Genomic DNA, 20,639 nt, shown 5'->3' with positions numbered 1-20,639 from the left:
TTATAATATTAGCACTCAGCAACATGTAGTGCTAATAAAGAATAGGGCTGAGTTAAATGAACTATAAAGACTTAGATATTAGAAAAAAAAATATACTATATTATATTATAGAAGAATACTTATTGAATCCTGAACCTGTTGGTTCAAGAACAATATCTAAAAATTCAAATCTAGGCGTAAGTGCAGCTACTATTAGAAATGAAATGAGTGATTTAGAAGATTTAGAGTTACTAAAAAAGTCTCATGCTTCTTCTGGAAGAGTTCCTTCAGAAATGGGATACAAGCTATATGTGGAAGAAGCTTTAACGAATTTTAGAAATCAATTTGCTAATTCTTCAAATACTGCACTAAAAGTAAAACGAAGTGATTTAAATATAGATGTTGAGCAACTTGTTAAATCAGCTGCTGAAATATTATCTTCTATGACTAATAATGTTGTAATAACTTCTTTAGAAAGACCATATAATATAGGAATATATCATGTTGAAGTTTTAAAAATTAGTAAATATGATTATATTTTATTGATGGTTTTAAAAAATGGTGAAGTCAATAGTTCAATTTTTAATCTACGAAATAATATTTCAAATGAAGATTTAAAAAAAGTAAACTTTTTATTAAATCATTTAATTAAAAATAGTTTAACTATTGAAGATTTTGAAAATGATTTTTTAGATATCATAAATAAATTAAATAATTATTTTGATTTACTACAAAATATTTTTAGAATTTTAAAATTAGAATTTACAAATTTTGGAAATATAAAAACAAAGATATATGGTCTATCAAATATTTTTAATTTACCAGAATATAACAACTTAGAAAAAGTTAAAGATTTTTTCCAGTTTATAGATAAAAAAGAAAACTTAGTTAAGCTTCTGGATAAAAATATAGAAGAACATGTTGAAGTGTATATTGGCTCAGAAATAGGAATACCTATTTTAAATGAAAATAGTCTCATACTAACCAATTTATATTTAAACAATTACTATATAGGTAAAATAGGTGTTATTGGACCCTTAAGGATGGATTATAAGAACACAATAGTGACCCTTTATAATATATCTTGGAAAATAGTTAATATGATAGATTAAAAGAGGTGATAAAGTGGCTAAAAACAAGAAAAATAACGAAACTTTTGATTCTGATGAAAATAAAGAAAATTTAATTAATAATGATGAGGTATCAGAAGAAGTTGAAAACAATGAAAATGAATTAATTGAAGAGAATGAAAGTCTTAAAAATTCATTAACAATTTTACAAGCAGATTTTATAAACTTTAAAAGAAGAATAGAAAATGAAAAATCACAATCTATATCTTTAGCAAATGAAGGTTTAATTTTAAAATTACTTCCAATTGTTGATGATTTAGAAAGAGCTTATGAAAACAAGCTACAAGAAGATGAGTTTTCTGATGGAATTAAAATTATCTTAGATAATTTTAAAGAAATATTAAAAAAAGAAGGGCTTGAAGAAATAGAATCAAAAGATACTTTATTTGATCATAATGTTCATCAAGCTATATTAGTTGAAAAAAATGATGATGTAGAGTCCGGTTACATTATAGACACTCTACAAAAAGGTTATAAATTAAACGGAAAAGTTATAAGACCTAGTATGGTCAAAGTTAGTGAATAATTTAGGAGGATATAATTATGGGAAAAATTATAGGTATAGACTTAGGAACAACAAATTCAGCAGTAGCTGTAATGGAGGGAGGTACTTCTACAATAATTCCAAACGTAGAAGGTAATAGAACAACTCCTTCAGTAGTAGCATTTACAAAAGACGGTGAAAGATTAGTTGGGGAAACTGCTAAAAGACAAGCCATTACTAATCCAAATAGAACAATTTCTTCTATTAAAACACATATGGGAACTGATTTTAAAGTTGATATTGACGGAAAAAATTATACACCAGAAGAAATTTCTGCCATGATATTACAAAAATTAAAAACAGATGCAGAAAGTTATTTAGGAGAAACAATCACTGAAGCAGTAATAACAGTTCCAGCTTATTTTACAGATAGCCAAAGACAAGCTACAAAAGACGCTGGAAAAATTGCAGGTCTAAATGTAAAAAGAATTATTAACGAGCCTACTGCTGCAGCTTTAGCTTACGGAATGGATAAAGACCATGACCAACATAAAATAATGGTATACGATTTAGGTGGAGGTACTTTTGACGTATCTATTCTAGAAGTAGGAGATGGTGTTTTTGAAGTACTAGCTACTAGAGGTAATAACAAGCTTGGTGGAGATGATTTTGATAATATAATTATCGACTATTTAGCAGATGAATTCAAAAAAGAAAATGGAATTGATTTAAGACACGACCCAACGTCTTTACAAAGATTAAAAGACGCTGCTGAAAAAGCTAAAAAAGAATTATCTTCAACTTTAAGTTCAAATATTAACTTACCATTTATTACAGCAATTAATGGTGTACCTGCTCATTTAAATATGGATTTAAGTAGATCTAAATTTGAAGATTTAACTTCCGCTTTAGTTGAAAAAACTACAATCCCTGTTAAAGAAGCATTGAAGGATGCTGGTCTTTCTGCAAGTGATATTCAATCAGTTTTATTAGTAGGTGGTTCTACTAGAATACCTGCAGTACAAGAATCCGTTAAAAAATTAATAGGTAAAGATCCACAAAAAGATATAAACCCTGACGAATGTGTTGCAATGGGTGCTGCTATACAAGGTGGAGTTTTAAGTGGAGAAGTTAAAGATTTACTATTATTAGACGTTACTCCATTGTCATTAGGAATTGAAACATTAGGTGGAGTTACAACTAAATTAATAGAAAGAAATACAACTATTCCAACTAAAAAGAGTCAAGTATTTACTACAGCTGCTGATGGTCAAACAAATGTAGAAATTGTAGTACTACAAGGTGAAAGAGAAATGGCGGCAGATAATACTTTACTTGGTAAATTTACTTTAGCTGATATACCAGCTGCTCCAAGAGGAGTTCCTCAAATTGAAGTTACTTTCGATATAGATGCTAATGGAATAGTAAATGTAACAGCAAAAGATTTAGGCTCTGGAAAAGAACAAAAAATGACAATTTCTTCTTCTACTAAACTTACAGATGAAGAAATACAACAAAAAGTTAATGATGCTGAAAAATTTGCAGAAGAAGACAAAAAGAAAAAGGAATTAATTGAAAGCAAGAATAATGCCGAATCTGTTATATATCAAACAGAAAAAACAATTAAAGACTTAGGTGATAAAATTTCAGCTGACGAAGTTGAAAATATAAATAGTAAAATTAAAGACCTAAGAGATGTTATTACTGGTGAAGATGCTGAAACAATTAAAAATAAAACTGAGGATTTAACTCAAGAACTTTACAAAATGTCTGAAAAACTTTATGGTCAACAAGGTTCACAAGAAGGTGCTCAACAAAATCCAGAAGATGATGTTGTTGACGCTGACTATGAAGTAGTTGATGATGAAGAGGATAAGTAGTATTATAGATAATATTGTTATATAAATAAAGGCTCATGTTTTCATGAGCCTTTATTAGTGTATTGAACAAATCTATATTTTTAGTAGAATATTTAAGAAAGATATTTTAAGGTTGGTGTATTAATGAAAGATTTATATGAAATCTTAGAGGTAGATAGAAACTCATCAAAAGAAGATATAAAAAAAGCATATAGAAAATTAGCTAAAAAGTATCATCCTGATTTAAATCCCAATGATGATGAAGCTCAAGAAAAATTTAAAGAAATTAATTTCGCTTATGAAGTTTTAAGTGATGACGAAAAAAAATCCAAATATGATTTATATGGTGAAGCAGCATTTACAAATGGCGGTATGGGACCAAATGACTTTACTATGGATTTTTCAGATTTATTTGGAGATATTTTTGATATATTTGGTGGAGGTTTTTCTAGAAAAACTAGAAATCCTAATGCACCACAAAAAGGTTCAGACATTCAATTAAAAGTACAATTAACTTTTGAAGAAGCTGTTTTTGGAGTAGAAAAGGAAATTTCTGTAAGAAGAATGGAAACATGTGATGAATGTAATGGTACTGGAGCTGAAAAAGGAACTGATAAAAAAATCTGTGATAAATGCCACGGAAGTGGTCAAGTAAGATATACTCAACAATCGGCATTTGGAACATTTGTTAGAACTGCTACATGTGATAAATGCCATGGCAGTGGAGAAATTATAGAGAAAAAATGTCATAAATGCAAGGGAAAAGGTCAAATACGTACAAGTAAATCCTTAAAGGTAAAAATACCTGCCGGTGTAGATAATGATTCTGTAATTAATCTACGAAGTGAAGGTAATGCAGGAGTAAATGGAGGACCTAATGGAGATTTATATTTAATTTTAGAAGTGCAACCTCATGATTTCTTCCAACGTTCAGGATATGATATTTACTTTAGATTGCCTATAACCTTTACTCAGGCAGCTTTAGGTGCAAAAATAGATGTACCTTTATTAAAAGGAATTGAAGAGTTTGAAATTCCTGCGGGGACTCAAACTGGCACAAGATTCAGATTGAAAAATAAAGGGGTACAAATTCTAAACAGAAAAAATAATGAACATGGTGATTTATATTTTGATGTACAAATAATAACCCCTACAAAACTAAACAACAAACAAAAAGAATTACTGTTGGAATTTTCTAAAATAACTGATGAAGATTATAAAGAAAGCAAAGGTAAAAAAAGTATTTTTGATAAAATAAAGGATAAATTTGATGTTGGAAACTAATAGATGGTCCGAGATTATAATTAACACTCCTAAAGATTTTGAAGATATTATATATTCTATATTATATGACTATAATATCTCGACTTTTGAAATAATTGATTATAGAACTATGGATGAAATAAAAGAAACAAAACCCTATTGGGTTGAACTACAAGATGATTTAATACCTAAATACGAATTAATAACAATTAAACTATATTTGTCTGAAAGCGAATTTGATGAAAAGAAAATATTAGATTTGAAAAACTCTTTAATAAATTTAGATAAGGCTATAGAATTTAATGTAAATAATAAAATAAAGGATAAAGATTGGTCTGAAGAGTGGAAAAAATTCTACAAACCATTTAAAGTTGGTGAGAGAGTAATTATTAAACCTTCTTGGGAAGAATACAAATCCAAAGAAAATAATGTAATAATCAATATTGATCCTGGAATGGCATTTGGTACTGGAACTCATGAAAGTACCTATTTATGCATTGAAGAATTACAAAATATTGGTTTGAAAAATAAGAAAGTCTGTGATATTGGATGTGGATCTGGTATATTATCAATAGTTGCTGCAAAATTAGGAGCTAATAGAGTCACAGCAATAGATATAGATCCTATAAGTGTAAAAACCACTAAAGAAAACTCTATTTTAAATCATACCAATAGTGTAATTTCTGTTTATGAAGGTGATTTATTAAATACAGTTAGTGAAAACTACGATATTTTCATTGCTAATATTCTTCCTAATGTAATATTGGATTTAATACCTAATGTAGGAAAAGTAATTAATGACAATGGCTTAATAATTACTTCAGGTATTATTAAAGAAAAATCGAATTTAATAGTATCAAAATTACAAGAATATAATTTTGAAATAGTAAATATTACTAATAAAGGAGAATGGGTTTGTATCCTGGCTAAATATAATGCATAGAATTTTTAGAACAAGTGAAGATATTATTAATAATAATATAATAGTTGATGGTGAAGATTTTCATCATTTAAAAAATGTATTACGTATTAAAAAAAATGAAAAACTAGAAATTGTTATTAATGAGAATCTATATATAGTAGAAGTGTCGAATTTAGAAAAAAACAGAATTATTACTAACATTTTAAACTATAATGAGATTGAGGGAGAGATTTTAAATATTCATCTTTATCAAGGGTTAACTAAATCCGATAAATTTGATTTTATAATACAAAAATCTGTAGAATTAGGAGTTAAAAGTATTACTCCTTTAATAACTAATAGGGTTATTGTTAAATTAAATAATAAAAATACCGAAAAAAAATTAGTCAGGTTTAATAAAATATCTAAACAAGCTGCTTCCCAATCCCATAGAAATTATATTCCTAAAGTATTTGAACCAATAAATTTATTAGATATATCTTTAGAAAAAGATGAATTAGGGCTACTCGCATATGAATCTTCAGATAACTATACATTGAAGGATATTCTAGTAAACTCTAAAACAAAGAATATTAAAATTATAATAGGACCTGAAGGTGGTTTTGATAAAGATGAAATTTCTTCTTTGGAAGAGAAAGGTTTTAATACAATATCTTTAGGAAAAAGAATATTAAGAACAGAAACTGCTCCTATAACTATGTTATCAATATTACAATACGAAATAGGAGATATTAATAGGTGATTTATGAAAAAAGTAAGTTTTTTAACTTTAGGATGCAAAGTTAACCAATATGAAACCGAAGCAATGATGGAACTATTTTCTAATAAGGGTTATGAAGTATCAAACAATGATGAGATTTGCGATATTTATGTAATTAATACCTGTACAGTTACAAATTTAAGCGATAGAAAGTCAAGACAATTTATATCAAAGGCTAAAAGTAAAAATCCCCAGGCAATTATTGCAGCTGTAGGATGCTACTCACAAGTTAGTACAGAGGAAGTCTTAGCTATAGATGGAATAAATGTAGTTTTAGGCACAAACAATAGAGCAAAAATTGTTGAATACTGCGAAGAAGCCATGAAAACTAACAAAATAATAAATAAGGTTGAAAATATTAAAACCAATAAGGACTTTGAATCTTTATCTATAACAAAACAAAATCATATGACTAGAGCCTATATAAAAATACAGGAAGGCTGTAGTCAATTTTGCTCTTATTGTATTATTCCTTATGCTAGGGGACCAATACGTTCTAGAAATTTAGACGAAATATACGAAGAGGCTTTATTATTATCTAAAAACAACTTTAAAGAAATTATTTTAACTGGTATACATGTTGCTTCTTATGGATTAGATTTTAAAAACAATATTTCATTAGTAGATGTAATTGAAAAAATAGCAACTATTAATAGTATAAAGCGGATACGATTAAGTTCCTTAGAACCAAGAATTATAACTGACGACTTTTTATACAGAGTAAAAAATACAAATAAATTTTGTGATCACTTTCATTTATCTTTACAAAGTGGCTCTGATAAAATTCTAAAACTAATGAATAGAAAATACGACACTAAGGAATACCTGGAAAAAGTTAAATTAATTCGTAAATATTTTCCTAATGCTGGTATAACTACAGATATAATTGTTGGTTTTCCAAATGAAGAAGAAGAAGATTTCCAAGAAACCTTAGAATTTGTTAATACAGTTGGATTTTCAAAAATTCATGTATTCAAATATTCACCAAGAAGTGGAACAAAAGCTGCAAAAATGGAAAATCAAATAGACGGCAATATAAAAAAAGCCAGAAGTTCACTTTTAATTGATGAATCTAAAAAACTTACTAATCAGTTTTTAAACAAATTTATCGGTGATGATGTAGAGGTTCTTTTTGAAGAAAAAAATGATAGTAAAATAATGAATGGTTATTCTACTAATTATATTAGAGTGTCTACAAATTATAACAAAGATTTTATAAATAAAATCACAAAAATTAAAATTACCGATATACAAGATGAGGGAGTTTTTGGTATAATTAATTAATAGGAGGTGAATTTAATGGATTGTATATTTTGTAAAATTGCAAATAAGGAAATTAATTCCGATATTATTTATGAAGATGAAAAAATAATTGCTTTTAACGATTTAAATCCTCAAGCACCTACTCATTTTTTAGTTATTCCAAAAAAACATATAATATCTGCAAATTATATCGATGAATCTAATATTGATATTATTGCTCATATTATGATGGTTATTCCAAAATTAGCTAAAGAACTAGGATTTGATAATTCAGGATATAGAATTGTCAATAATTGTGGAAAAGATGGAGGTCAGTCTGTAGACCATATTCATTATCATGTTCTTGCAGGCAGACAATTACAATGGCCACCAGGCTAAAATTCTTGCAATTAACATCTATATGAGTTATACTATTATAGTATTATTCTGCTCATTAAGAGCACTCTTGCAAGAGAAGAGGGGAGGGATAACCTATGGCAGAAATTAAAGTTGGTGAAAATGAATCATTAGATAGCGCTTTAAAAAGATTTAAAAGACAATGTGCTAGATCTGGTGTTTTATCTGAATATAGAAAAAGAGAGCATTACGAAAAACCAAGTATTAAAAAGAAAAAGAAATCAGAAGCAGCAAGACGTAAGAAAGCTAAAAGAGGTTAATATAGTTAATTAATGTCCAGTAAAAACTGGACATTTTTATTTGCTCCTTATATTTTGGGTATAAAATGTTAAAGGAGGCTAATATGAAAAAGTATTTTTTGATTATTATGGTTTTAGTTTTAGGATATTGTATTAATACAGAATCTTTTGCCAAAGATTATAATAATTATGACTTAAATCAACAGTGTACAGTATCTGCTGGAAATAATTATACAAATAATGAAATAAATACTAGTATTTTTGCAAGAAATTTAAATCACTTTACATTTAAATCTTCTAATAATAATTTTTTCAACAATTTACTTGAGAATATTTCAAATCCAATTATTAGCGGATTATTACTAATTATTTCAATAATAGCAATAATTATCGAAATATTTTTACCTACATACGGAATAGCTGGAATAATATCTATAATTTCTATTGTATTATTTTTTGCAGGAAATTTTCTCTATGGTGATACAGACATAATAGATTTAATTATCTTTATAGTAGGTTGTATTCTTATAGCAATAGAAATTCTAGTACCAGGATTTGGAATTCCGGGAATTGCCGGTATAGTTCTTATTGTTTTAGGAGTAATATTATCCATGTCAAATTTATACATCGGATTACTATCTATTAGTATTGCCTCGATAATAGGTTTTTTAGTACTTATTGCTATAATAAAAAAGGGATATAGAAGTAAATTATTTAATAAGATAGTATTAGACAAGGAAATTAAGTCATCTACTTCATCAGATAATAAACATTTATTAGGAAAAGTAGGAAAAACTATAACTCCTTTAAGACCTTCTGGTACAGTAGAAATAGAAGATAAAAAAATAGATGTTTTAACTGAAGGTGAGTTTATAGATAAAGATGAAAAAGTTAAAATTATAAATATTGAAGGTTTTAAAATTTTTGTAAGGAGGTATTATGATTAGTTTTAGTAGTTTTGGTATAATAATTATTGCAGTACTTGTATTTCTATTTTTAATTTTATTTTTTACTTTTGTTCCTGTAGGTTTATGGATAACAGCATTTTTTTCAGGAGTAAAGGTAAAAATTTCAACTCTAATTGGTATGAGACTTAGGAGGGTAGCGCCAAGTAGAATTATAAACCCTTTAATTAAAGCTACAAAAGCAGGGTTAATTTTAAGTACTAACCAATTAGAAGCTCATTATTTAGCAGGTGGTAATGTAAATACATTAGTTGATGCATTAATAGCTGCTCAAAGAGCTGAAATACCCTTAGATTTTGATAGAGGGGCTGCTATAGATTTAGCAGGTAGAAATGTTTTAGAAGCTGTTCAAGTATCAGTTAACCCTAAAGTAATTGAGACTCCTCAGATTTCTGCAGTAGCTATGAATGGAATAGAAGTCATTGCTAAAGCAAAGGTTACTGTTAGAGCTAATATTGACAGATTAGTTGGGGGAGCAGGAGAAGAAACTATAATTGCTAGAGTTGGCGAAGGTATTGTAACTACAGTCGGTTCAGCACAAAGTCATTCAGATGTTTTAGAAAATCCTGATTCAATATCCCAAACAGTCCTTTCAAAAGGTTTGGATTCCGGTACTGCTTTTGAAATATTATCAATTGATATTGCAGACGTAGATGTAGGAAGAAATATAGGTGCTAAACTTCAAACAGACCAAGCTGAGGCAGATAAGAGAATAGCACAGGCTAAAGCTGAAGAAAGAAGGGCTATGGCTGTAGCTTTAGAGCAAGAAATGTTAGCTGAAATTAGAAAAATGCGTGCAAAAGTTGTTGAAGCAGAGACAAAAGTACCTATTGCTATTTCGAATGCATTAGAAAGTGGTAACCTTGGTGTAATGGACTATTATAGAATGGAAAACATTAAGGCGGATACAAATATGCGTTCATCAATATCCGGAATTGATAATAGTAACGAAAATGACACCTCAAAATAGGTGATAGTATGGATATTATATTTTTAATTATTTTAATTGTAGCTTCTACTATATATAGCTCAAATAAAAAAATTAATAAGGAAAAGAAAAAGCAGGTTAAAAGAACTAGACCAGTAAAAAATATGGAACATATTTATACAAAAAATAAGAAAAAGAAAAACAGCATTAAAACAAAAAATATAGAAAAAGAATTATCTATTGATGAAAATATTAAGGATAGTATAAAGGAAAATATTAAAGATAGTTTATCTTCCTATGTAGAACTTGAAAAAATAAAAAATGATGATACTTTAAAAGAAGACTATATTAAAGTTGAATTATTAGATGATATAAAAAAAGACTTTAAAAATAATCCAAAAAAAGCTTTTATTTATTCAGAAATTTTTAATAGAAAATATTAATAACTTGATATTTTAGAGGATTTTTGCTATAATTTAGTTAGAAAAATATTGTTTATTTCGGAGTGGGATTTTCCCACTCTTATTTATTTATTTAATTAGGAGGTATGATGAATAAAAAAGATTTATTAGACCTATGTTGGAAAGAATTTAAACCTATAGTAACTAATTTAGGATTTATTTTAGATGATATTGAATATGTAAAAGAACCTAAAGGAAATGTACTTAGAGTTTATATTGATAAAGATCAAGGTACCATAAATATAGACGATTGTGAAAAATCAAGTAAAGTCATCAGTGACAAACTGGATGAAATAGACCCAATTGATGAACAATACTATTTAGAAGTGTCTTCTCCAGGAATAGATAGACCTTTTAAAAATAATAGAGATTATTCTAAAAATATTGGAAACTTAGTAATTGTAAAATTTTATGCACCTGTAGATGGGGAAAAGGAAATTATAGGAAAATTAATAGATTTTAATGATGAATCTATTACATTAGAAAGAAAAGATAAGACTAGTAATTATGAAAGAAAAAAAATAGCTACAATTAGATTATCAATATTTTAATAGGAGAGACAAATGAATCAAGAATTTATTAATGCATTAAACGAAATTGAAAGAAATAAAGGAATTTCAAGTGATGTAATAATAGATGCATTAGAAAAAGCTTTAATTAAAAGCTATGAAAAAAATTTTGATGATAATGCAAATGTATCTGTTTCTGTCAGTAGAGATACTGGGGAAGCAAAGATATTCTCAATAAAAACAATTGTTGAAGAAGTCGATGATAAAATTACTGAAATATCGTTAGATGAAGCTCATTTAATTAATAGTAATTTAAATATTGGAGATGAGGTAACCGTTGAAGTAACTCCAAAAAACTTCGGTAGAATTGCAGCACAAACTGCAAGAAATATTGTCATTCAAAAAATAAAAGATGCTGAAAGAGAAATTGTTTATAACGAATTTATAAACAGAGAAAAAGAAATTATAACTGGTATTATTCAAAGAATTGACCATGGTATTATTTACGTAGACTTAGGAAAAGTCGAAGGTATTGTTCCCTTAAGTGAACAAATTCCAAATGAGGAATATAAAGTAAATGACCGATACAAATTCTATATAAAAGAAGTAAAAAATACAACTAAGGGAGCACAGGTAATACTATCAAGATCAGATACTGGACTAGTTAAAAGACTTTTAGAATTAGAAGTTCCTGAAATACATGATGGAATTGTAGAAATATTCTCTATTTCTAGAGAGGCTGGCTCCCGTACAAAATTAGCTGTATTTACCAGAGATGAAAATATAGATCCTGTAGGAGCTTGTGTAGGCTTTAAAGGTACTAGAGTAAAAGCAATTGTTGATGAATTAAATGGGGAAAAACTAGATATAATAATTTGGGACAAGGACATTAAGGTATTTTTAGCAAATAGTTTAAGTCCAGCTGAAGTTTTAAAAGTATTTGTCAATGAAAAAGAAAAAATAGCTCGAATTATTGTAGATAGTGGCCAATTGTCATTAGCAATTGGAAAAGAAGGACAAAATGCTAGATTAGCTGCCAAGCTTACAAACTGGAAAATAGATATAAAGGGAACAGAACAATATTTAGAAGGAATTGAAAACAACAGTATTGTTGCTGAATTCCCAGAAGAAGAAGAGTATATTAATAATTTATTAGGTGATATTTAAATGAAAGTTAAAAAAATACCAATGCGTAAATGTGTAGCTTGTGGTTTAAACAAGCCTAAAAAAGATTTACTAAGAATTGTTAATAACAAGGAAGAGGGTGTATTAATAGACCCTACAGGTAAAAAAAATGGTAGGGGAGCTTATATCTGTAAAGATATAAATTGTGTTGAATTAGCTAAAAAGAACAAAAATATAAATCATGCATTAAAAGCTGAAATTAACGAAGAAATATATAAGGAGATTGCAAATTATGTAATGGATTCGGAATAGAGAGGAGCAACAAATATGAAAAAAATCAGAATATATGAGATAGCTAAAGAACTTAATGTATCTGCAAAAGAAATTATTTCTGAATTAAACAAGTTAAATATAGATGTGAAAAGCCACATGTCATCAATTGAAGGTGATGTTATAGATAAGGTATATAGTGTATTTTCTAAAAATAATACGCGTAAAAACAATAACGATAAAAATGCTAAAAATACAAATTCAGTAAAAAAATCTAATAAAAAAGACAATATAATTAAAAAAAATCAATATAATAAAAAGGATAAAATTACTAAGGAAACACAACCTGGTAAAAGGGATAAGGTCATAAAAGAAAGTCAAACTAACAAAATTAATAAAGGTCAAGATAATAAAAATAAAAAAGATTTTTCAAAAAATAAAAAGAAAAAAACCAATGACAGTAAGAAAAAAATAAACGAAGATCATTTTAAAAATTTACAAAAAGCTAAACCTAAACATAAAAGTAAAAGTAAGGCGAAAAAGAAAGCCTCTGATACTCCTAATCTTGAAGGAATTGTAAATGTAACAGAATCAGGCGCTATTGAAATTCCTGAAACTATAATAGTTAAAGATTTTGCTGCTGCTATAGGAGTATCTGTTAATCAAGTTATATCTAAGCTTATTCAGTTAGGTATTATGGCTTCACAAAATCAAGAATTAGATTTTGAAAATGCTGAGTTAATAGGTTTGGAATTTGATAAAGAAATTGTTTTAAAATCTGATGATGAAGAAAGTATGGAGGACATCTTTGATTTAGATTATGAAGATAAAGAAGAAGATATGCTTCCTAGACCTCCTGTTGTTACAGTTATGGGCCATGTTGACCATGGTAAAACATCTTTATTGGACAGTATTAGAAATACACATGTTACAAAAAGAGAAGCCGGTGGAATAACTCAACATATAGGAGCCTATACAGTAAGAATCAATGATGACAAAATTGTATTTTTAGACACACCTGGACATGAAGCTTTTACTGCTATGCGTTCTAGAGGGGCTCAAGTTACAGATTTAGCTATACTTGTTGTAGCTGCAGATGATGGTGTAATGCCTCAAACAATTGAAGCTATAAATCATGCAAAAGCTGCTGATGTACCAATTATTGTTGCAATTAATAAAATGGACAAAGAAGGTGCAAATGTTGACAGAATAAAACAAGAGTTATCTGATAATGGTTTAGTACCTGATGATTGGGGTGGAGATGCTATTTGTGTACCTGTTTCAGCACGTACAGGTCAAGGAATAGATGATTTACTAGAAATGGTAGCAACTGTTGCTGAAATGGAAGAGCTTAAAGCAAATCCTAATAGAGCTGCTGTTGGTACTGTTATAGAAGCTCAATTAGATAAGGGTAGAGGACCAACTGCAACAGTACTTGTACAAAAAGGAACATTAAGATCTGGAGATATAGTTGTATCTGGTGTTTCAAGTGGCCGTATAAGAGCTATGTTTGATGACAGAGGTAAAAAAATTAAAAAGGCAGGACCTTCTATACCTGTTTTAATTTTAGGTCTTTCAGATGTACCTGAAGCTGGAGATTTTATATATGTTGCGAAAGATGAAAAAACAGCTCGTTCCTATGCTGAAAAAGCAAAGAATTTTATAAAGGCGGATATGGTAAAATCATCTTCAAATATTAAATTAGATGATCTATTTAATCAAATATCAGATGGTACCATTAAAGATTTAAATATTATTATTAAAACCGACGTTAGAGGAACAATAGATGCAGTTAAACAATCCTTTGAAAAGTTAAGTAATGAAGAGGTAAAGGTAAATATTATTCATGGTGCAGTAGGTGGTATTACTGAATCTGATGTTAACCTAGCAGCTGCTTCTAATGCAATTATTATTGGCTTTAATGTTAGACCTTCTCAAAGTGCTATTGATTTAGCTAATTATGAGAATATAGATATTAGAACCTATAGAGTTATTTATGATGCAATTGAAGATATAAAAAATGCAATTAGAGGAATGTTGGCTCCAAAATATGTTGAAGAAGTAATTGGTAGAGCAGAAGTTAGAGCTATATTCAAAGTTCCTAATGTTGGTTCTGTTGCAGGTATATATGTCCTTAATGGTAAAATAACTAGAAATGCAACTATTCGATTAATCAGAAATGATATTGTTGTACATGAAGGGGAAATATCATCATTAAAAAGATTTAAGGATGACACAAAAGAACTTGCAGCTGGATTTGAAGGCGGACTTGGTTTAGAAAATTATAATGACGTAAAAGAAAATGATATTTTAGAAGCATATATAATGAAGGAAGTTAAAAAATAGGTGATTTTATGAATCAAAAAAGAGTTAATCGTATTTCATCTGAAATTAATAAAGTAATATCCCATTGTTTGTACAATACAATTAAAGATCCTAATTTAGATCCACTTTATACTGGAATTACCGGAGTTAAGGTAACTAATGATTTAAGCTTTGCAACAATATATATTAGTGTAATTGGAGACGACCAAAAAAAATCTGACACTCTAAAGGGTTTTGAAAATGCTAAGGGATATTTAAAAAGAGAAATTAGTAAAAATGTAAAGTTAAGACATACTCCGGAATTAATATTTAAAATTGATGATTCTACAGAACGTGGAATGCATATAGAAAATATAATAAACGAATTAAATAAAACGGGTAATACGGATGAATGATTTATTTATTAAATTTAAAGAAATAATTGCAAAATATAATTCATTTGCAATTATTTCTCATTTAAGTCCCGATGGTGATAATATAGGAGCCATAAAATCATTATATTTATTCTTAAAAGATTTAAATAAAGAAGTCTATCCCCTACAATTTGATAAAATTCCTGATAATCTAAGCTTTATTACAGAAAATATTCCCTTTACAACAAATGATAAACTTACAGTAGATGTGGTAATCGCTGTTGATTGTGGTGATAAAAAAAGATTAGGAAACATAGACTATACTTTTAGTAATTCTAAAGAAATTATAAAAATCGATCATCATATTTCCGGAGAAAATTATGGAACTCTAAATATAGTGGATTCTGAAATTTCTTCTACTTGTGAACTTATTTCAGAAATGTTTTTTAATTTGAATATAAAAATAACACCTGAAATTTCTACTGCTTTATTACTTGGTATTTTAACTGATACAGGAAGATTTTTATATGAACGTGCAAATGAAAATACTTTTCAGATTACAGCAAAATTAATAAAAAATGGTGCTGAAAAAAACTTATTAATGAAAAAAATATTTCAATCTAATAAATTAAATGCACTAAATGCAATGAATATTATTAATAATAATGCTAAGTTCTACTATGACAATCATTTAGTTATTACTTTTGTTACAAAAGATTTTTTAGCTAAGTATAATTTGGAAATTTCTGATGTAGAAACTGCCATTAACTATTTTAGAGACGCAGATGAAGTGGAAGTTTCATGTATGCTAAAAGAAAAGGAAAACAATAATTTTAAGGTTAGTTTTAGAAGTAAGAATTATGTAGATGTAAATTTAATTGCCAATTATTTTAATGGTGGAGGGCATAAATTTGCCTCTGGATGTGTTATTAAGGGTAATTTAAAACAAGTAGAGGATAAAATAATTGAAAGATTCAAAACAATTAACTGGCAATAATATCGATGGAGTGATAAATATCTTTAAAGAACCTGGCTATACTTCACATGATATTGTTGCTATTTTAAGGAAAGTTTTAAAAACAAAAAAAGTTGGTCATGCTGGTACATTGGATCCTAACGTTAGTGGTGTTCTACCTATTTGTATTGGAAAAGGCACAAAAATCAGTCAATACCTAATGAATTTTGGTAAAACTTATGTTGGTGAAATAACTTTTGGAATAGAAACCGACACTGAGGATATTTGGGGAAATATTACAAGAACTAACAATGAGCCAGCAGATTTTAAAGTTTTTGAAAAAAATTTATTAAAATATAATAACGCTGAAATAAAACAAATTCCTCCAATGTATTCAGCTGTAAAGGTTAATGGAAAAAGATTATATGAATTAGCGCACAAAGGCCTATCAATAGAAAGAAAAGAAAGACTTGCTAAAATATATGAAACAAAAATATTAAGAAAGTATAATAATAAGATTGTTTTGGAAATTAGTTGTTCAAAGGGAACCTATATTAGAACTTTTATTAAAGATATATGTATAGAATCTGGAACAATAGGTACTATGTCAAATCTTATTAGAACTCAAGCAGGAGGTCTTAGTATAGTTAATGCTTTAACTATAGATCAAGTAAAAGAATTAGCTAACTGTAATATTAATGATTTTATTATTCCTATTGATAAAGCCCTTAATTCTTTTGAAAAATTTAATTTACCTAGTAAATATTTTAAAAGAATTATAAATGGTGTTAAAATTAATGTAGGAGATTTTTATACAGATAATTTACTTTTAATATATTGCTCTAATGAATTTATTGGTTTAGGCATTATAAAAAATATTGAAGGAAATAACTATCTAAAAATACAAAATATGTTCTACAGAGGTATACATGAAAATAGTTAAAGTTTCAAATGATATAATTGTGAAAGATAATATAGTTTTTGGTTTAGGTAATTTTGATGGAATACATCGTGGTCATAGATTTTTAATAGATAAAGTTAAAGAAATATCTACTAAAAATAACTATAAATCTGGTATATTATTATTTACTGAGCATACAAAGGATATATTAAATCCAAAAAACCCTATACCTAAATTAACTAATACAAATGACAAAATTGATATACTGTCTGATTTAAATATAGATTATATTTTCCTAATTAATTTTGAATCTATTTCTAATTTAACCCCTAATCAATTTATATGTTTTTTAACTAATAATTTAAATTGTAAGGGAATAGTTGTAGGTAATGACTACAGATTTGGTAAAAAAGCAATGGGGGATACTAAATTATTGAAACAATTATGTTGCGAAAATAATATTATTTTAAATATAATAGATACGGTAAAAGATAAAAATATTAATGTAAAAAGTACAAATATAAGAAATTATATTAATGAAGGAATGATTACTGAGGCCAATAAATTACTCGGTAGAAATTATTTTATTACTGGAAATGTAATACACGGAGAAAAAAGAGGTAGAGAATTAGGGTTTCCCACAGCTAATATGATTAACGACTATAACTATGTCCTTCCAAAAGAAGGTGTTTATTACACTAAAACTACAATAATTAGCAAGGATTTCCAAAAAAAGTATGATTCGCTGAGTTTTATTGGAAACAATATTACATTTAATGAATTTGATAAAAAAATCGAAACATTTCTATTTGATTTTTCTAATAATATATATGGAGAAAAAATTAGAGTTGAGTTTATAGATTTTATAAGACAAAATTATAAATTTAATTCTAAGTTTGAATTAATAAATCAAATGAATAAAGATGTAGATTTTGTAAAAAATTACAATAAAAATTTACATTTTTAACTATTTATGATATTATAATTCGGTAGGTACTGTAACGTTGGATATCGACTCCTCAACGAATCCAATAGTTATGGTGAATTAAAATTTAGGAGGAAAATTATGTTTACAGCAGAAGACAAAAAAAGAATAATTGATGAATATAAAACAGTAGAAGGAGACACTGGGTCACCAGAAGTTCAAATAGCTTTATTGACTTATAGAATAAACTATTTAACAGAACATTTGAAAACTCATAAAAAAGACCATCATTCTAGAAGAGGATTATTTAAAATGATTGGTAAAAGAAGGGGTTTACTTAAATATCTACAAAATAAAGATATCAATAGATACCGTGAATTAATTAAAAAATTAAACATTAGAGGTTAATTTCGGTTAATTTTTACACTAATAAGAGCGGTTCAACGCTCTTATTTTTAAATGTTTTAAAATCTAAAGGAGATTTAAATGATAAAAGAATATAAATATGACTTGCTTGGAAAAGAAATAATAGTAACTATTGGAAAAGTTGCTAAACAAGCAAATGGTTCCTGTACAATTCAATGTGGAGAAACTGTAGTTTTAGTTACAGCAACAGCATCGAAAGAACCTCGTGAAGGAATAGATTTTTTTCCTTTAAGCTGTGATTTTGAAGAAAAATTATATGCAGTTGGGAAAATACCGGGTGGTTTTATTAAAAGAGAAGGTAAGGCTAGTGAAAAAGCAGTTCTAACATCTAGATTAATTGACAGGCCTTTAAGACCATTATTTCCAGAAGGCTACAGAAATGATGTTCAAGTTATAGCAACTGCTTTGTCTGTAGATCAAGACAATACCCCAGACATACTTGCAATGATTGGTTCTTCAATAGCTTTAAGTATTTCTGATATTCCTTTTAATGGACCTACTGGTTCAGTATCTGTAGGTATGATAGATGGAAAAATCATCATAAATCCTACTCAAGAGGAAAGGGAAAACTCATCTCTTGACTTAACTGTTGCCGGTACAAAAGATGCAATTATGATGGTAGAAGCTGGTTGTCATAAACTAACTGAAGCCGAAGTATTAGAAGCGATTTTAACTGCCCATGAATCAATAAAGGGAATTTGTTCTTTTATTGAAGATATTCAAAAGGATTGTGGTAAAGAAAAAATAGAGTTTATACCACCTGAAATAGATCAAGACTTAGTAGCTACAGTTACAGAATACTGTAAAGGCGATTTAGTTAGCGCTCTTAGAAATGCTGATAAGGTACAGAGAGAAGAAGACACAGATAAAGTTATACAGGATACTTTAAATCATTTTTCAGAAATTTATGAAGATAGAGAAAAAGAAATCAAATCTATATTAGAAAATATTCAAATAGAAGAAATACGTAGATTAATCATAGAGGAAGAAGTTAGACCAGATAATAGAAAATTAGATGAAATAAGACCTATTTCATGTGAGAGAAGATTATTGCCAAGAGCTCATGGCTCTGGATTATTTACAAGAGGACAAACTCAAGTATTATCCGTAGCTACTTTAGGTTCTCCTAGTGATGTTCAAATCTTAGATGGATTATTAGAGGAAGATAATAAAAGATACATGCATCAATATAATTTTCCACCTTATAGCGTTGGAGACACTAGACCATTAAGAGGGCCAGGAAGAAGAGAAATAGGACATGGAGCATTGGCAGAAAGGGCACTAATCCCAGTTATTCCTTCAATTGAGAAATTCCCATATACAATTAGAGTTGTATCTGAAGTATTAGAATCTAACGGTTCTAGTTCTCAAGCATCTATTTGTGGATCTACTTTAGCATTACTTGATGCAGGAGTACCTATTGATGAACCTGTAGCAGGTATAGCAATGGGATTAATAAGCGATGGAGAAAAAGTTTCAATTCTTACAGATATTCAAGGACTTGAAGACCATTTTGGAGATATGGATTTTAAAGTAGCAGGAACTAAAGATGGTATTACTGCTTTACAAATGGATATTAAAATAGATGGTATTAATAGGGAAATATTAGAAGAAGCTTTAGAAAAAGCTAAAAAAGCAAGATTATTTATTTTAGATAAAATGAATGCTTTAATTTCAGAGCCAGAAAAAGAAATTTCAAAATATGCACCAAGATTATTAACAATTCAAATTGATCCTGAAAAAATAAGAGAAGTTATTGGACCAGGTGGTAAAGTTATCAATAAAATTATTGAGGAAACAGGCGTAATAATCGATACTAAAGATGATGGTAATATAACTATTACTGCAGAAACTACTGAAAATGGTGAAAAAGCAATTGCCATGATTAAAGATATTATCGCTGAAGTTGAGGAAGGAAAAACATATTTAGGAAAAGTAACTAGAATTACTAATTTTGGAGCTTTTGTTGATGTTTTAAACGGTAAGGAAGGTTTACTTCATATTTCTAAAATTGCTCACGAAAGAATTAATAAAGTTGAAGATGTATTATCTATAGGAGATGAGGTACTTGTTAAAGTAACTGATATAGATAATCAAGGAAGAATCAACCTTTCAAGAAAAGCTTTATTACCAAAGCCTGAAAATAATAATAACAACAACAATAATAATAAATAATATTAAAATGAAACATAGGAAACTAT

At 27.9% G+C, this 20,639-nt stretch carries 22 protein-coding genes; all 22 read left to right on the top strand.

The features are described 5' to 3' along the window. The first annotated feature begins 56 nt into the window (after nt 1-56). On the top strand, nt 57-1,091 hold the full coding sequence (gene hrcA / locus WAO56_RS00490) for a heat-inducible transcriptional repressor HrcA (RefSeq protein WP_422144644.1): 1,035 nt from the start codon (nt 57-59) through the stop codon (nt 1,089-1,091). Between the two features lie 13 nt (nt 1,092-1,104). Next, nucleotides 1,105-1,635: a nucleotide exchange factor GrpE gene (locus tag WAO56_RS00485; RefSeq protein WP_422144643.1), complete on the top strand. Its 531-nt coding sequence runs from the start codon at nt 1,105-1,107 to the stop codon at nt 1,633-1,635. A gap of 17 nt (nt 1,636-1,652) precedes the next feature. Continuing rightward, on the top strand, nt 1,653-3,473 hold the full coding sequence (gene dnaK, locus WAO56_RS00480) for a molecular chaperone DnaK (protein ID WP_422144642.1): 1,821 nt from the start codon (nt 1,653-1,655) through the stop codon (nt 3,471-3,473). Nucleotides 3,474-3,596: 123 nt separating this feature from the next. Beyond that, nucleotides 3,597-4,736 carry a molecular chaperone DnaJ gene (gene dnaJ, locus WAO56_RS00475; protein WP_422144641.1) on the top strand — a complete coding sequence of 380 codons (1,140 nt, stop codon included), beginning with the start codon at nt 3,597-3,599 and terminating at the stop codon, nt 4,734-4,736. Then, the gene (gene prmA / locus WAO56_RS00470) at nt 4,723-5,658 is read left to right on the top strand and encodes a 50S ribosomal protein L11 methyltransferase (RefSeq protein ID WP_422144640.1); all 936 of its coding nucleotides are present in this window, start codon (nt 4,723-4,725) and stop codon (nt 5,656-5,658) included. Before dnaJ ends, prmA begins: the two co-directional genes overlap by 14 nt. Further along, on the top strand, nt 5,651-6,379 hold the full coding sequence (locus tag WAO56_RS00465) for an RsmE family RNA methyltransferase (protein WP_422144639.1): 729 nt from the start codon (nt 5,651-5,653) through the stop codon (nt 6,377-6,379). Before prmA ends, WAO56_RS00465 begins: the two co-directional genes overlap by 8 nt. Nucleotides 6,380-6,382: 3 nt before the next feature. After that, nucleotides 6,383-7,681 carry a tRNA (N(6)-L-threonylcarbamoyladenosine(37)-C(2))-methylthiotransferase MtaB gene (mtaB, locus tag WAO56_RS00460; RefSeq protein ID WP_422144638.1) on the top strand — a complete coding sequence of 433 codons (1,299 nt, stop codon included), beginning with the start codon at nt 6,383-6,385 and terminating at the stop codon, nt 7,679-7,681. 15 nt (nt 7,682-7,696) lie between these two features. After that, nucleotides 7,697-8,038 (top strand): histidine triad nucleotide-binding protein, encoded by a 342-nt coding sequence (locus WAO56_RS00455; RefSeq protein ID WP_422144637.1) that lies wholly within the window; start codon nt 7,697-7,699, stop codon nt 8,036-8,038. A 95-nt stretch (nt 8,039-8,133) separates the two neighbouring features. Continuing rightward, complete coding sequence (gene rpsU, locus WAO56_RS00450) at nt 8,134-8,316, top strand: 30S ribosomal protein S21 (RefSeq protein ID WP_243660677.1); 183 nt, start codon at nt 8,134-8,136, stop codon at nt 8,314-8,316. Nucleotides 8,317-8,399: 83 nt separating this feature from the next. Beyond that, nucleotides 8,400-9,242: an NfeD family protein gene (locus WAO56_RS00445; protein ID WP_422144636.1), complete on the top strand. Its 843-nt coding sequence runs from the start codon at nt 8,400-8,402 to the stop codon at nt 9,240-9,242. After that, entirely contained in the window at nt 9,235-10,230 is a 996-nt protein-coding gene (gene floA, locus WAO56_RS00440; RefSeq protein ID WP_422144635.1) for a flotillin-like protein FloA, read from the top strand. The genes WAO56_RS00445 and floA overlap by 8 nt, the downstream gene beginning before the upstream one ends. 8 nt (nt 10,231-10,238) lie before the next feature. Continuing rightward, nucleotides 10,239-10,631, top strand: coding sequence for a hypothetical protein (locus WAO56_RS00435; RefSeq protein ID WP_422144634.1), 393 nt, complete (start codon nt 10,239-10,241; stop codon nt 10,629-10,631). Nucleotides 10,632-10,738: 107 nt separating this feature from the next. Next, nucleotides 10,739-11,200, top strand: a complete 462-nt coding sequence (gene rimP / locus WAO56_RS00430; protein ID WP_422144633.1) for a ribosome maturation factor RimP — start codon at nt 10,739-10,741, stop codon at nt 11,198-11,200. A 12-nt stretch (nt 11,201-11,212) separates the two neighbouring features. After that, nucleotides 11,213-12,325 carry a transcription termination factor NusA gene (gene nusA / locus WAO56_RS00425; protein WP_422144632.1) on the top strand — a complete coding sequence of 371 codons (1,113 nt, stop codon included), beginning with the start codon at nt 11,213-11,215 and terminating at the stop codon, nt 12,323-12,325. Further along, nucleotides 12,326-12,595 carry an RNase P modulator RnpM gene (rnpM, locus tag WAO56_RS00420; protein ID WP_422144631.1) on the top strand — a complete coding sequence of 90 codons (270 nt, stop codon included), beginning with the start codon at nt 12,326-12,328 and terminating at the stop codon, nt 12,593-12,595. It begins immediately after the preceding gene. Between the two features lie 15 nt (nt 12,596-12,610). Continuing rightward, nucleotides 12,611-14,899 carry a translation initiation factor IF-2 gene (gene infB / locus WAO56_RS00415; protein ID WP_422144630.1) on the top strand — a complete coding sequence of 763 codons (2,289 nt, stop codon included), beginning with the start codon at nt 12,611-12,613 and terminating at the stop codon, nt 14,897-14,899. An 8-nt stretch (nt 14,900-14,907) separates the two neighbouring features. Then, nucleotides 14,908-15,273 (top strand): 30S ribosome-binding factor RbfA, encoded by a 366-nt coding sequence (rbfA, locus tag WAO56_RS00410; RefSeq protein WP_422144629.1) that lies wholly within the window; start codon nt 14,908-14,910, stop codon nt 15,271-15,273. Then, nucleotides 15,266-16,228 (top strand): DHH family phosphoesterase, encoded by a 963-nt coding sequence (locus tag WAO56_RS00405; protein ID WP_422144628.1) that lies wholly within the window; start codon nt 15,266-15,268, stop codon nt 16,226-16,228. Before rbfA ends, WAO56_RS00405 begins: the two co-directional genes overlap by 8 nt. Next, nucleotides 16,197-17,129: a tRNA pseudouridine(55) synthase TruB gene (gene truB, locus WAO56_RS00400; protein ID WP_422144627.1), complete on the top strand. Its 933-nt coding sequence runs from the start codon at nt 16,197-16,199 to the stop codon at nt 17,127-17,129. The genes WAO56_RS00405 and truB overlap by 32 nt, the downstream gene beginning before the upstream one ends. After that, nucleotides 17,116-18,054 carry a bifunctional riboflavin kinase/FAD synthetase gene (locus tag WAO56_RS00395; RefSeq protein ID WP_422144626.1) on the top strand — a complete coding sequence of 313 codons (939 nt, stop codon included), beginning with the start codon at nt 17,116-17,118 and terminating at the stop codon, nt 18,052-18,054. The genes truB and WAO56_RS00395 overlap by 14 nt, the downstream gene beginning before the upstream one ends. A gap of 99 nt (nt 18,055-18,153) precedes the next feature. Beyond that, nucleotides 18,154-18,420: a 30S ribosomal protein S15 gene (gene rpsO / locus WAO56_RS00390; protein WP_422144625.1), complete on the top strand. Its 267-nt coding sequence runs from the start codon at nt 18,154-18,156 to the stop codon at nt 18,418-18,420. A gap of 78 nt (nt 18,421-18,498) precedes the next feature. Then, nucleotides 18,499-20,613, top strand: a complete 2,115-nt coding sequence (locus tag WAO56_RS00385) for a polyribonucleotide nucleotidyltransferase (RefSeq protein ID WP_422144624.1) — start codon at nt 18,499-18,501, stop codon at nt 20,611-20,613. Nucleotides 20,614-20,639: the final 26 nt, after the last annotated feature.

The sequence above is a fragment of the Miniphocaeibacter sp. genome (genome assembly GCF_049276255.1).
In the GTDB taxonomy this organism is placed as follows: domain Bacteria; phylum Bacillota; class Clostridia; order Tissierellales; family Peptoniphilaceae; genus Miniphocaeibacter.
This window is presented reverse-complemented; position numbering and strand designations above follow the sequence as displayed.